Source organism: Fibrella arboris, assembly GCF_041321095.1.
Classification (GTDB): Bacteria; Bacteroidota; Bacteroidia; order Cytophagales; family Spirosomataceae; genus Fibrella; species Fibrella arboris.
Window position 1 is genome coordinate 358,908 of record NZ_JBGGWE010000001.1, and the last position, 13,248, is coordinate 372,155.

General features: G+C 57.9%; 11 protein-coding genes. 2 read left to right on the forward strand and 9 right to left on the reverse strand.

What is annotated here, in order from left to right:
* Positions 1-3: 3 nt before the first annotated feature.
* The 7 genes from ACAW75_RS01435 to ACAW75_RS01465 form a co-directional block, all read right to left on the reverse strand.
* Complete coding sequence (locus ACAW75_RS01435; protein WP_370726877.1) at positions 4-1,083, reverse strand: 4-oxalomesaconate tautomerase; 1,080 nt, start codon at positions 1,081-1,083, stop codon at positions 4-6.
* Between the two features lie 49 nt (positions 1,084-1,132).
* On the reverse strand, positions 1,133-1,984 hold the full coding sequence (locus ACAW75_RS01440) for an NAD(P)-dependent oxidoreductase (RefSeq protein WP_370726878.1): 852 nt from the start codon (positions 1,982-1,984) through the stop codon (positions 1,133-1,135).
* On the reverse strand, positions 1,969-2,574 hold the full coding sequence (locus ACAW75_RS01445; RefSeq protein WP_370726879.1) for a 4-carboxy-4-hydroxy-2-oxoadipate aldolase/oxaloacetate decarboxylase: 606 nt from the start codon (positions 2,572-2,574) through the stop codon (positions 1,969-1,971). Before ACAW75_RS01445 ends, ACAW75_RS01440 begins: the two co-directional genes overlap by 16 nt.
* 104 nt (positions 2,575-2,678) lie before the next feature.
* The gene (locus ACAW75_RS01450) at positions 2,679-3,395 is read right to left on the reverse strand and encodes a PIG-L deacetylase family protein (RefSeq protein WP_370726880.1); all 717 of its coding nucleotides are present in this window, start codon (positions 3,393-3,395) and stop codon (positions 2,679-2,681) included.
* A 119-nt stretch (positions 3,396-3,514) separates the two neighbouring features.
* On the reverse strand, positions 3,515-4,513 hold the full coding sequence (locus ACAW75_RS01455) for a VOC family protein (protein ID WP_370726881.1): 999 nt from the start codon (positions 4,511-4,513) through the stop codon (positions 3,515-3,517).
* Positions 4,510-5,805 (reverse strand): MFS transporter, encoded by a 1,296-nt coding sequence (locus tag ACAW75_RS01460; protein WP_370726882.1) that lies wholly within the window; start codon positions 5,803-5,805, stop codon positions 4,510-4,512. Before ACAW75_RS01460 ends, ACAW75_RS01455 begins: the two co-directional genes overlap by 4 nt.
* Positions 5,802-7,265: a subtype B tannase gene (locus ACAW75_RS01465; protein ID WP_370726883.1), complete on the reverse strand. Its 1,464-nt coding sequence runs from the start codon at positions 7,263-7,265 to the stop codon at positions 5,802-5,804. Before ACAW75_RS01465 ends, ACAW75_RS01460 begins: the two co-directional genes overlap by 4 nt.
* 328 nt (positions 7,266-7,593) lie before the next feature.
* Between ACAW75_RS01465 and ACAW75_RS01470 the strand changes: the two genes are divergently transcribed.
* Together ACAW75_RS01470 and ACAW75_RS01475 are read left to right on the forward strand one after the other, a co-directional pair.
* Positions 7,594-8,487: a helix-turn-helix domain-containing protein gene (locus tag ACAW75_RS01470; protein WP_370726884.1), complete on the forward strand. Its 894-nt coding sequence runs from the start codon at positions 7,594-7,596 to the stop codon at positions 8,485-8,487.
* Positions 8,488-8,695: 208 nt separating this feature from the next.
* A complete protein-coding gene (locus ACAW75_RS01475) occupies positions 8,696-10,357 on the forward strand; it encodes a carboxylesterase/lipase family protein (protein ID WP_370726885.1) in 1,662 nt (553 codons plus the stop codon).
* 77 nt (positions 10,358-10,434) lie between these two features.
* Here the strand turns inward: ACAW75_RS01475 and ACAW75_RS01480 are convergent, their stop codons facing one another.
* Both ACAW75_RS01480 and ACAW75_RS01485 read right to left on the reverse strand, forming a co-directional pair.
* Positions 10,435-11,778: a HupE/UreJ family protein gene (locus ACAW75_RS01480; RefSeq protein ID WP_370726886.1), complete on the reverse strand. Its 1,344-nt coding sequence runs from the start codon at positions 11,776-11,778 to the stop codon at positions 10,435-10,437.
* Complete coding sequence (locus ACAW75_RS01485; protein ID WP_370726887.1) at positions 11,765-13,204, reverse strand: DUF3500 domain-containing protein; 1,440 nt, start codon at positions 13,202-13,204, stop codon at positions 11,765-11,767. Before ACAW75_RS01485 ends, ACAW75_RS01480 begins: the two co-directional genes overlap by 14 nt.
* Positions 13,205-13,248 lie beyond the last annotated feature (44 nt).

Here is a 13,248-nt window from a genome sequence, read left to right on the forward strand (position 1 = left end):
TGATCATGGCACCAGCACCTCGCCCCGGCTCAGCAAACGCGCCGTGCGGATAACGCCCGATTTGCCGATCCGCACGGCGCCCTCTACCACCTGCTGTTCCAGCCGAACCGTGAATTCGCCGGTTGGGTGCTCAACGGAATACCCATCTTCAGCGCTTGGCGGCAGAACGGCAATGCCCTCTGTCACGGAACCGGGCAACAGGCAGGCTGTTGCGGTCGACACGGCCCCCAACACGCCAATGGCTTCGTGAACCCGGTGCGGTATAAACGTTCTGGTGCTAACCATGCCCCCCGACCGGGGCGGCGCAATCAGGCACAGTTTGGGCACCGTTTTTTTCGATACATCGCCCAGCCTCATAAGCGGACCAGCGGCCAGCCGGATTCGTTCGAGCGTTTGTTTCAACGGCTCATTGGCGTCCAGTTCGGCCGGTGATTCATAGCCGTTGATGCCAAGGTCGGCGGCTCGAAGAAGCACTTCCGGTATGCCATTGTCGATACAGGTCACGGCGATACCTTCTACCCGATCCTGGGCCTGGCCTGTGGGAAGCAACGCGCCGCAGCTCGACCCGGCAATGTCCAGGTAGTTGCAGATGATTGGTGCAGCCGTACCTGGAACCCCATCAACGCTGGCATTGCCCCCGTAATCGACCACGCCGCCGGGCGTTTGTACCGTCACCTCGCAGATACCTCCCGTATTCACCATGTTGATCCGGGCCGTGGTGGTCGGGCTGTCAGCTTCAATCAGGCCCGACTCGATCGCAAACGGCAAAACGGCCGCCAGTATGTTTCCGCAGTTTTGATCGGCCGACACCCGCCCTGCGCCCACCACTACCTGCAAAAACAGATAATCCAGCTCCGCATCGGATCGGCCTGACCGGCTCACTACCGCTACCTTACTGGTCAACGATGTAGCGCCCCCCAGGCCGTCAATTTGTCGAGGATCGCCACAGCCGACGCCCTCCATCGCTGCCAGCAGCAGGCGGTTTCGTTCGGCTTCAGCAGCAGGAAGGTCAGACGCCCTGAAGAACAGGCCTTTCGACGATCCTCCCCGGAATTGCATCACTGGAATGGCAAGTTGTGGCATAAGAAGATGGTGGGTTAGGGATGTTGGATCAGGGATTTGCCAGCCTGCGTCATGTGGCCTGTGACTCGTTACGATCGATCAGGTTTTCCAGACTAGTCAGTGTGGCGCGGGCCATAACCGGTTCTATATCCCGGGCGGTTAGCATGGCCACAACCGCTTCGAGCTCGTGACTTCGGCGAATAGCGTGGGTCCTGCTCCCTTCCAGAAACCGGTCGATCAGGGTATCATCGCCCCCAACAACAGACAGAATCTGCTCCCGTATGTACGGTTCCAGGCCAAACGAGCGACCAGCGGCAACCGCCTCGCCCACTACCGCAGCAATGCCTTTATACACGATCGATCGCAGCAACTTGCGGGTGGCGGCCTCCCCTACCACCTCGCTCAGGACGCTGATGTGCAGGCCTAACGGTTGTAATTGGCCGGCGAAAAGGATAGCGCCAGGTCCTGACACCAAAAATGGGGTCAGAATACCCTTGGGCGGCACCGGCGCCATGATGGCCACATCGACGACCAGCGCCCCCGACGGGCTGATAATCGCTTCGACCTGCCGCTTGGTATCGGGCGAGGCGGTGTTCATTTCGGCGTATACCTGTCCCGGCTGCAAGACTGGCCACACCTCCGCAGCAACCTGTTCGGCCACAGCCGACACGTTTACACTCAACACTATATCCGCGTTTCGGGCCGCGTCGGCATTATTACTGGCCAGCTTTACCGCCGGAGAAAGGGCTCGTTTACAAGCGGGGTCATAGCCAACGACGTCGACGCCCAAACCCACCAGATCATTGGCGAAACGACTCCCCGCTTCACCCAAACCAAGAATAGCGATTTTCATAAGTGGCGAGAGCGTGAAAGAGTGGGTGGTGAACGTACCCGCTCTTTCGCCACTCACTCTTTTTCCCATCCGTAGAGTTGAATTGATGTTTTTCCTTGCCGGAGCTGTTCGCGGATAGCTTCTTCGCGGCTTTCGCGGGCTGTGGCCTTGTCAATGACTTCCTGAACCCGATTGCGGGGCACCACGACCACGCCGTCCCGATCACCCACGATGATGTCTCCGGGGTGAATGACCAGCCCGCCAATCACAATGGGCTGGTTCAATGTGCCTCCCTCGATGCTCGACGTCCCCCGAATGCACAGCCCCCGGCTGAATACCGGAAAGCCCATCGCCTCGATGTCGTCGGCATCACGCACGCAGGCATCGATCACCAGACCGGCAATCCCCTTTGTTTTGGCGCCAAGGCTCATCAGGTCACCCCAATACCCGGCCTCGTAATAGTCTGAACAGTGCACCACTAGCACATCGCCGGGTTGAGCGTAGGCGTAGGCCCGGTGTAGTATCTTATTATCGCAGGGGATGGTCTGTACCGTGTAAGCCGGTCCGCAGATCGTCATGCCCGGCGCAATGGGTTTTATCGCCGAGGTCAGGTTTCCCACCTTGCCGAGGGCCTCGTGGATGGTGGCGGCTGAGAAACGGGAAAGCTCTTTTGCTATCATGTTGCTACGCGTCATTAATGAGCTAAACGACCAATGCCTATCAATGGCCGGTGCGCCCTGGTCCGGTATATCGGCGCGGGCGCCACCTACTGGCCAGTTGATGGCTAGAAAATACTGGCTGTTATTCGCGGCACCTGGCTCTGGTGGGCTTCGGCAAACTGAATACGCTTCTGGCCCGAAATACGGCGGGCGTGGTTGGCACGGCGGGAGGCCAGTTCGGCGTAATAGTCCCGCAGGTACGTTTGCGCACCCATACAGGCCATCGCCGCCCGTTTTTTCTCCATCACCGAGGTTATGTCGATGAACGTATCGGGTATAAATCCGCATAGTTCGGGCTGGTGTGGCTCGAATGAGTACCAGACGGGTGGATCAATGTTTTTAAACGCGCTCGGTACGCCCGCCCCCGACGACAGCAACCGGGCGCGCTGCACCGCCTGGAAGGCCAGCGGATGATCGGGATTGAATGGGTCTTTTTCGCTGTGCGTCAGCATAACCGTCGGTTCAAAATCGCCAATGAGGGTAGTGAGCTGTTCTACCCGCTCATCGGTCAAAAGCATAGGGTAATCGCCCCAATCCAGAAACCGGATGGGTGTTCCGAGAATGTCAGCGGCCTGCTGCGCCTGCTGATGGCGAATTACCTTCACGCTGTCGACGCTGCGGGTCGGGTCTTCTTTCCAGAGTTCGCCCGACTCGCCCCGCTCGCCATACGACAGGGCAACGACTAACGTATCGGCTCCTTCTTCAAGCGCCTTGGCAATGGTGCCCGCTGCCCGCCAGACAAAATCGCCGGAGTGCGCACCGATAACGAGAAGTTTTTTCATAAGTGGGAAAAGAGCGAATGGCGAAAAAGTGAAAGAGTGAGTGGCGAGAGAGTGAAAGAGTGAGAGGCGAGAGTGCGAATGGAAGTAGCGGGTACGTTCACCACGCGCGCTCTCGCCCTTCACTCTTTCGCCAGTTGCTCACCCGGCATTGGCGTGCCGTGGGTGTGAAAACTGGGGATGGTGGGCAGCCCCCACGCCTGGCCTTTTTTACGTTCTTCGAGGGTCCAGTATACCGTCTGGTAATCAGGGTCGGTGATGAGCCGGGCGGTGGTATTGGCAATCTCGACGCGGTTGCCGCCGGGTTCGTAGACATACAGAAAAAACGTTTGCTGGATGGTATGCTTGTGCGGCCCCGTTTCAATTTTGATGCCGTTTTCCAGGCAAATATCGGCCGCAATCAGCACCTCCTCCCGGCTGTTGACCGCGTAGGTTACATGATGGAATCGCCCCTGTACCCCCAGATGATCGACCGTTACGGCCAGATCATACGATTTTGAATTCACCATAAACCAGACCGCTTTCGGGTTCATATCGTCGAGATTATCAACGATGCTCTCCGACAGGATACCACCCAGCGTGTTTAATTGAAAATCGCGGAAAGCCCGCACATCGAAGGCAAACAGGTTGAGGTGATCGATCCGCCGGACGTTCATCCCGCGTCCCGGAAACCGGCTGGCCGTATTCTTCAACGCCGACTGGTCTGCGGGGCCGCATTGGTATTTCTCGGTCTCGAAATAAATCTCGGTCAGGTGACCATCGGGCGAACGATACAAATAGGCGGGGCCGTGGCCGAGGTCGCCGTCATGCCAGCCAATGCCTAAACCGGTAGCCTCAATGGCTGCCACCCGCCGGGCCAGGGCCTGGGGACTGCGGGCACGCCAGGCAAAATGGCGCATACCGGCCTGTGGGCTGGCCGTTAGCTTCAAGGTATGATGCTCATAGTCGTCGTAGGCCCGCAGATAGACCGAATCGCCCGCTGTGGCGGTGATCGACATGCCCATAATGTCTGTGAAAAAACGGGTGCTGTCGTCGAGTTTTGGCGTCAGCACCTCAACGTGGGCCAGATGGGCCAGATCCCAGATGGTGTTGCGGGTGTTATCGTCGGTAGGTACGTTCATGATGGGTCGGCTACGCGAATGAGTAGGGTAGTCATACCGGCGATGAAGGCCGGTATGGCAAACGCCATGAAATTGGCAGACAGGCTCCAGCCCAGGCCAATCAGCAGTCCGCCAACGATGGGGCCCACCACTGCGCCAATGCGCCCTGCCCCCACGGCCCAGCCCACCCCCGTTGCCCGAATACGGGTTGGGTATAATTTGGCCGCTAATGAGTACATGCCCACAAAACCGCCCTGGATGCCGAAGCCGATTAACCCAACCAACACCAGGACCCATACCGACCCGCTCACGAACCCAAATGCCACCATTAGCGCAGCAGTGGCCATCAGGAATCCACAGATGACGCGTTGCAAACCCAGTTGGGCCGACAGATACCCCTGTGTGAGTATCCCGAAAAAGGCACCCAGGTTGAATACCGTGCCAGCGTAGATAGCCAGATTCATCGCCAGACCCGCGTTAGACGCCAGTTTGGGAATCCACATGATCAGGAAATAAAGCGTCGCAAACGACATAAAGAGGGCCACCCAGAGCAGCAGAGTGGCCACGCGCCGGTTGGCACCAACCAATTCGGTCACCGACGCCTTTACCGCAACCGTTTGTAACGCAGGAAGCTCGGTCAGTGGAGTGCGCTGCATGCGTACCAACAACGCATTGGCTCGTTCCAGCGCCGACGCCGAGCGGGATTTGAGCAGAAAGTCGAGCGATTCGGCCAGGAAAAAATAAATGATGGGTAGCGTGAGGAGGGTGGTCGCTCCCGCCACGCCAAACATAGCCTGCCAGCCGTAGGCTGGAATGATCCGAGCCGCTACCATACCCGACAGCACCGCCCCGATGGGGTAGCCTGCCATGACTAAACTGACCCAGAAGTCTTTGGTACGGGCGGGGGCATATTCGGCCGTCAGCGTGGCCGTACTGGCCAGCATGCTACCGATACCCAGCCCACTGATAAACCGGGCCAGAATGAGCATCATGACCGACGAGGCATACATAGTAGCCAGCACACAGCTGCCCATCAGCACCGCCGAAAGCAAGATCATCTGGCGGCGGCCAATGGTATCGGCTTTCGCGGCCAGAAACATGGCTCCTACCGCCATGCCCAGCAAGCCTGTGCTGAATACCAGACCGAGGTCGGCAGGTGATACGCCCCATGCTTTTGCAATGGCCGGGGCCGTGTATGAGATAACCATCACGTCCATGCCATCGAGCACATTCATCAGAAAGCAAACCAGAATGCTCGATACCTGAAGGCCCGACAGGCGGGTGGGTCCGGTGGCAGGGAGTGCAGTGATCATTTTTTGGCAGCGTTAACTACGTTATCAATCCAGGCAAACAGCTCATTAAGGTCATAATCACCGCTGTGCCCCCGATTCCAGGGTAAAGCAAAGTTTACGTTATAGCCCTTGTTGACCAGCTTCGTGTACAGGTTTATGGGTACCTGAAAGCCCGTGTCCCGGTCCAGCGCACCGTGGCGCAGGTACCAGTTTTTTGTCGTGACGGCCTTGGCATCGCCAATAAAATTCATCGGATTCAGCAGATAGACCCGGTCTCTGATCGCTTTGTCGACGGTGGCCGACGGGTTACCGGTTGCCTTTTGCAAGCTAAAGTCAGTGTAGTTCACGGCGCTACTTGCCTGGGTACCAAAAAGCTGGTTTTCAGGGGTTAGGTCGGGACCGAGCGTACCCATTTTATCAAAGGCCGGTGGTGACTTGAGCGGGGTTTTGCCGACGATATACGGCAGGTACGTGTCGAGATCGATATCCGTGACAAACTCGCCCGGCGACCCGCGAAAACCCGTGTTCAGTTTCACGCCCGTACTGGCTGGCATGTCCATTGCCGCATCCCGTGCTTTCTGCGCCGACCTGATCAGGAATGTCTTCAGGTAAGCCCGATACGTCTCGGCGGTCAGTGGCGCCCCGTCAGGCAGGTTGAGGGCAAGGCTACGTTGGTAGGCCGGATACTGAGCCGCCAGCTCACCGGAGATTGCCGCCTGCGCCGGCGACAGGGCGCGCGTGCCCTGGTTGGTGCCGCTGTATAACCACTCGTAGATCATGTCGGCGTGGTCCAGGTCGATGATCGGGCAGAACGTAACGGCGGCAAAAACATCGTCGCGGGCATTGGCCGCCCCCAGCGCTTTCAGATACGGTTCATAGGCCGGGTGATTGCCCGTGGCGCCCAACAGCGCCGACATGGCCCCGCCAGCACTGGTACCGTCGGTAATGATCCGCTCGGCACTCCCCGCCATAACAGCGTCATTATGGCGTAAATACCGAATGGCCGCTTTGAGGTCGACGATACCGGCCGGCGCTTTGCCACTGAAGGCGGTTGTCCCATCGGGTTTAGTCAATTTGGCGTTCCAGCCCCGCGAACCGGGTATCACCACCACGTAGCCTTCCTGCAACGCCCTGCCCGACGCGTCGGTGCCAACTGGTGCCTGGGCTTTGGCCGAGAAATAGCCGCCCACGTAGGTACGTAGGAGAATCGGCGTTTTGCGGCTGTTCGTATAGGCCGACTCTGGTACGTACACATTCAGGTACTGGTAGGCCGAGTCGGCTACGTTGGCCACGTAATAGATGGTCTCGTAGGCCCTGTATTTTACCGTTTTCCCATCCGGAAAGCTAAGTGTGCGCTCGTCGGACTTCCGGTTCGGATTAAACGCCAGGGGATCGGCAGCCCTGGTAAATAATGGCGATGCCGATGCATACCCGGTCAGCAGCAGGGAAACGATTACCGAAATGCTCATCAATTGCTTCATCAATATACTGCCGTTAGGTACGAGCCAACCCCTTTTTCGGTACCGGAGATGGCGTGACAAAGGTATCTGTCGCGGCCAACCGGGCGCCGAAACACTTCGGCCTTTTATGGAAACAAATCGAACATCAGCGCCGCCGAATCTATGGCCCGTCGAACAAACCAGGGCCTGAAACGGGTTGGTGGTTGACTGACAAGCTAGGCGCTGGTTAACTTATCCCTGCATTTCGCCCGATAAATAGTGATAAACCTGGCTATTATTTGCTTTTTTAGCGCAACGCAAGGCTAGTCATTGACCACCTGGCGTTGGACACAAACTAAACCTGTACCCTGTGCACCGTATCACGCAGTACGACGGTCTTTACGGTGAGGCGAGTAGCGAAACCGCCGATCGCCAGCCCACGGCTGACTATGTATTTTCTGAGTTGCTGGAAACCCGAAGCCAACGGTTCGACTGGGTTATTCAGCCACACATTCACGCCCGCTTATTTCAGGTCTTTTTCATAGAGAACGGACAATTCAACTTTCAGGACGCTACCGGCGCCCGCGAGCTTACCGGGCCATGTCTGTTACTGATCCCTCCTACCGCCCTACATGGTTTCGTGTACCAGGCCGAAGCGAATGGCCGGATTCTGACCCTGTCTGATGCGCTGGTTGATGCCCTGTTTCCGGCCAACTCGCCCCTGACCGCCATGCTGGGTACGTTGCAATGCATCACCAGTTTTCAGGAACCGAACGCCGCCGGGCGGATCAACGAGTTGATGGCGACCATCGACGATGAGGTGTTTGACGATCAACCCGAAAAGCGCCTGATGCTGCACGTGTGTCTGCAACAGCTTTTTCTGGTTGTCTACCGGCACTGGCAACAAAACGAAGAACCGGGAACGGGCGTCAATAACCTGTCGCTTCAGTATTTCCGCAAATTTCAGCAGCGCGTTCGGCAGGCGGGCACGTCGCGAAGCATTGCGCAGCTGGCCGATGAGCTGGCCATTACGCCCGTACACCTGAACCGCATCTGCCAGTCGGTGGCCGGCAAATCGGCCAGCCAACTGGTGCAGGCCCACCTGCTCGACGAAGCCCGCAAGTACCTCACCTATACTACTTATTCGGTGTCGGAGATCGCCTACCTGCTTCACTTCGAGTACCCCAATTATTTTGCCCGGTTTTTCAGGAAACACACGGGCCTATCGCCTTCCGAATTCCGGGAAGCACACCAGCGCCGGTGAGTGCCCGCGGCAGTGGGCATAAGCGTGTGGCAGCACACGTGCGCTTGCTGTAGGTTGCCCACTCAACGGGCGGTTAAAACTGGCCCTGCCACTAGTAAAATAAACCGCAGCGCCCCTTATAGAATCAGCTCATCCGGCAGAAGGGTATGCCCGTCTTTCGCGGATAGTCTGCTCAGTATCATCCCTTTCCCCTCATCAAAAATTTACCATGAAATCGTCAAGACGTAATTTTTTACAGTCGCTGGGCGTGGGCGCTGCCAGCCTGGGTGTTACGCAGCCAGTCGTTGCTGCTGCGGGGGTAGTGCCGCCCAAAAAAGTGAAGGCCGTCGGCGATGATCAGGTTTTGTTTGTCGGAGACAACATCGCCCTTGCCAACACGCAATACGGCAAGGTCCGGGGCTTTATCCTACGGGGCATCACCCAGTTTCTGGGCATTCCCTACGGAGCCGATACGGCCGGGAAGAACCGGTTTATGCCACCACAAAAACCAACGGCCTGGACCGATATCCGGCCGGCACTGTGGTGGGGAAACTCGGCGCCACAAATCATGGAAAAGCGCTACGCTAACCCTTATGCCTCGTTTGTGGACCACTGGAACTACGACGACGTATCGGAAGACTGCCTGAAACTGAACGTATGGACGCCCGCCATCGACACGCAGAAACGGCCAGTGGTGGTCTGGTTGCACGGCGGCGGATTCACCAACGGCAACGGCATTGAACAGGACGGCTACCACGGCGAAAACCTGTCGCGCCTCGGCAATGTCGTTTTCTGCTCCATTAATCACCGGCTCGGGCCGCTCGGCTACAGCGACCTTAAAGCGGCCGGCGGCCATGCGGCTTCCGGCAACGTGGGCAATCTGGACATGGTGGCGGCGCTCGAATGGGTTAAAAACAACATCGCCGGTTTCGGTGGTGATCCCAACAACGTAACCATTATTGGGCAGTCGGGTGGCGGGGCCAAAGTCACTACGCTGATGAATATGCCCGCCGCCAAAGGACTGTTCCACAAGGCGGTGGCTCTGAGCGGCAGTTCGCTGGCTGGCACCAAAAAAGAGTACGCCGAAAAGCTGGGCCTGGCCATCATGGACGAGGCTGGCCTGAAAGCGGGCGAGATCGATAAACTCCAGCAGATTCCGTGGCGGCAGTATATCGATATGGCCAACCGGGCCGTCGATAAAATGGCCGACGAAGCTAAACGGATGAACATTCAGCGGGGGGGCTTCTCCCCTGTCGCCGACGGAACGTACCTGAACGAAGGGGCCTTTTTCGCCGACCCCGCTCATTTCTCGGCCAGCATCCCATTGCTGATTTGTACTACGTTCCACGAGATGAACCCCGACCGCACAGAAGCCAGCCTGGAAAGCATTTCGCTGGCCGAAGTGAAAGAAAAGATCAGGCCGCGTTTTGGTGATAAGGCAGGCGAGATCGTGGATGCTTACGCAAAAAACTTCCCGAAGGCGCGCCCCATCGAACTTTGGGCGTTGATCGTTTCTAACCGGAAGAATGCCATTGCCGCTGCCGACGCGAAAGCTGCCCAGCAAAAAGCGCCCGTTTATGTGGCCTGGTTTGGCTGGCAACCCCCGCTCTTCGATGGCCGGATGCGTGCCTTCCACTGCGATGATATCTGTTTCTGGTTCTACAACACCGATCTGATGCTGACCCATACCGGTGGTGGCAAACGGCCACGTGCGCTGTCGGAAAAAATGGCCGGGTCGTTCCTTAATTTTGTGAAGACGGGCAATCCCAACGGGGGCGGTTTACCCAACTGGAAACCGTACACCGCTCAAAACGGCGAGACCATGATCCTGGACGATACCTCCGCGCTGGTCAACGACCCCGACCGTGAAGCCCGGAAAACCCTGGCGTAAAGGATTGGTTAGACCAAAGTAAGGTAGCTTTCACGCATGGCTGACACGCGTCAGCCATGCGTGAAAGTAGCACCGCGCTAGGCGGCGGGGCGAATCCGGTTGAACCGCCAGCTCACAACGGCCATAACGGCCAGCCCCACGCAAAGCCAGGGAGCCAGCGTAGCCACCCGCTCAACCAGCGCCGTAACCCCATTGGCCTGCCCCGACACCCGTTCGGCTACCCAGGCGAGAGCCGCCACCCCAGCCAGAACGGCCCCTGAGCTACGTAGAAACCAGTAAAACGGCGTCTGACTTAATAAAATCAACCACGGGATAACGAGCGCGATAATGCCCACCTGCATAAGTTCGATGCCCAGGTTGAAGCCCAGGATACTTAACGCCATGGGGCCGGTATCGAGCTGTAGATTGGCCAGTGTACTGGCAAAAGCCAGCCCATGTACCAGACCAAACCCAGCCGCCACCCACGGCTCACGGCCCGGAAAGAGCGGCCGTAGAGCGTGAATAGCCGACACCAGGATAGACACCGCAATGAGCACCTCAACGGGCTGTCCGGGTAAACGCAGCCAGCCCATAGCGCCCAGCAACAGCGTGAACGAGTGCCCAACGGTAAAGGCCGTCACAATGAGCAGTAACCGCCGCAGGCTATAACGCACCCCGCCAAAACGCCCCCACCGACGACCCGAAACGAGCAAAGGGGCAGGAAGCAGCAAGGCCAGCAGAAACAGCAAATGATCGGTACCTTCTGAAATATGCCGCATCCCGAGCTGTACCATTGCCCGAAAGCCGGTCCAGCTACTACCCGTTTCCAGATTGACGGTGAGCGGTCGTACCTGGTTATTCACAATGTCGAGCTCAATGACGCCTACCTGCGCGGGCGTTTCTGCCGTTACCAGCCCCCGTTCCCAATCCTGCCGGACCGATACCAGTATTTTGTGCGTCACCACCTGATGCAGAACGGCATCATAATGAAATATAAACCGCCGAACATCGGCGCCCGCAGGCGGCACCAGTCGTATAGAGGCTGTCAGTTCGCGATACGTGCCGTTGATCGGATTTTGGGTTTCCTGCACCGCCAGCGTACCTACCGTTACGGTCCAGGTACGTCCATCAGGGCTTTGTGCCTGGATATGCTGGGTCAGATAAGCCTGCAACTGTGGACCAAGCCGGGTGATCAGCCCCTTGACCGAATCATTGACGGCATGGCCAAACGCAGCCTGTAGTTCATTCAGCGGAATCTGTACGTCCGCCTCGATCCGATGGGCATGCACAGTGAGCAGCACCACCGAATTGGGCATCGGGTGGGCCAACAACGTACCTGACAGAGCCAGCAGGCACAGCAAACCACCCAGCACCCGCCTGAATGGAGAGCCACCGGGTGTGCTTTTTAGTTGCCCCGGAAACGATAGCTTAGTTGCCGCCATAATCGCCGGTGTGATCGCGCCAGACCGAATGCGGATGCGGCGTGTTTCTGATGATCACGCCGCCCTGATACGAGAACTCGATCCAGACACTTGGGCCGTCGATACGAACGTAGTCGTTGGCCGAAGCAACGGCTGTTGTACCCGAGTAGGCAACGTAGGTCGCTGCTAACTCGGCGGTGTACTTGGTCAGGATCGTAGCTGCCGTAGTAGCCTCCAGGTCATTGACATAGAGTTTGATGGCATTCAGCACCAGCGCCTGCTCGGCTGCGCTCAGATTACCAACCTTGACCCCCAGTTTGGTAGCGGGAAACTGGTTGTCTTTACCGGGACCTAACACCAGGTCGGTAAACGTACCTGCGAGTTTGGCGGTGGCCTGTTCGCTACTGCTCAGGCCCGACAGCATGGCGGCGAAAACCTGCCGTTCCTGTTCAAAAGGCTGGTAGCTGCGGTTGTTGGCGCTCACTGCAGCCGCCGGCTCAACGCCCCGGAACGCTGGCGTAACGCCAGTCAGAACGCCCGCATTGAACGTGTAGGGCTGGGTGTAATGATGACCGGTGAAGAGGATCTCCCACAGGCTGCTGGTGCTGGGCGTACCCAGAAACGAGATGTAGAAATTACCGGCTCCGTAGGCAGAACCGCCCCCGATCGTGTTCAGGTAATCATCGGCTACCAGATTACCCAACATCTCATCATACCCTTCGTCGGTGGTATTGATCGCCAAGACAGCCACCATCAGGTCACGAAACGCCGCCAGCTGGACAGTGTTGAGCGAACCCAGCGTGATGCCTATCCGGGCAGAGAGCGCAGCGGGCAGATTCGACCATTTCTGCGCGTTGGTCTTACTGTACGTAAACTGCATGGCTGCTACCTGGCTGCTGCTTAACGTGGCCTTGAACGCTTCGGCCAGGCAAACAACACGGGCCAGGCCAGTGGCTGTTGCACAGGTCGTATTGGCACTGGCCGTGGCGGCCAGCGCGCCGGTAATGGTGCTGGAGCCACTCGACGTAGTTCCTGAACCCGGTGCGCCAACCGCTAAGGCAAGGCTACAGGTCTGACCGCCAAAACTGAGTGCAAACGTAGCCGTACCCGTGCCCGAAGGCGTCCCGCTAATGGCGTAGGTCAGGTTCCCCGCGCCGCTCGCCAGCGTGCCTGCCTGTAGCGTAGCGTTCAACCCGGTTACACCGGTCGACGTGATGGCACTACCAGCAGCATACGAGGACCCATTGCCACCCGTATAGGGTACACTAGCCGTGCCCGTATAGGCAGTGCCGCTGGCAGCCGTGGCTGACAGGGTGGCCGACCCACACGAAAGCGCAGAGACTGCTGCCGAGGTGGGTGTTACCGTGGTGTCGGTGTTTTTACAGGAGAAAAAGGCCAAAAAGCCAATGGCCATGGCTGTGATAACGGACTTGAAAGGGCTACGCATAAATCGAGCTGTGACAGTAAACAATACTTATCATTACGTTCAGC

What these genes read in the sequence shown, in the direction of transcription:
- ACAW75_RS01435 (WP_370726877.1), bottom strand. Translation starts at nt 1,083, where the DNA reads ATGCCACAACTTGCCATTCCAGTGATGCAATTCCGGGGAGGATCGTCG.
- ACAW75_RS01440 (WP_370726878.1), bottom strand. Translation starts at nt 1,984, where the DNA reads ATGGGAAAAAGAGTGAGTGGCGAAAGAGCGGGTACGTTCACCACCCAC.
- ACAW75_RS01445 (WP_370726879.1), bottom strand. Translation starts at nt 2,574, where the DNA reads ATGATAGCAAAAGAGCTTTCCCGTTTCTCAGCCGCCACCATCCACGAG.
- ACAW75_RS01450 (WP_370726880.1), bottom strand. Translation starts at nt 3,395, where the DNA reads ATGAAAAAACTTCTCGTTATCGGTGCGCACTCCGGCGATTTTGTCTGG.
- ACAW75_RS01455 (WP_370726881.1), bottom strand. Translation starts at nt 4,513, where the DNA reads ATGAACGTACCTACCGACGATAACACCCGCAACACCATCTGGGATCTG.
- ACAW75_RS01460 (WP_370726882.1), bottom strand. Translation starts at nt 5,805, where the DNA reads ATGATCACTGCACTCCCTGCCACCGGACCCACCCGCCTGTCGGGCCTT.
- ACAW75_RS01465 (WP_370726883.1), bottom strand. Translation starts at nt 7,265, where the DNA reads ATGAAGCAATTGATGAGCATTTCGGTAATCGTTTCCCTGCTGCTGACC.
- ACAW75_RS01475 (WP_370726885.1), top strand. Translation starts at nt 8,696, where the DNA reads ATGAAATCGTCAAGACGTAATTTTTTACAGTCGCTGGGCGTGGGCGCT.
- ACAW75_RS01480 (WP_370726886.1), bottom strand. Translation starts at nt 11,778, where the DNA reads ATGGCGGCAACTAAGCTATCGTTTCCGGGGCAACTAAAAAGCACACCC.
- ACAW75_RS01485 (WP_370726887.1), bottom strand. Translation starts at nt 13,204, where the DNA reads ATGCGTAGCCCTTTCAAGTCCGTTATCACAGCCATGGCCATTGGCTTT.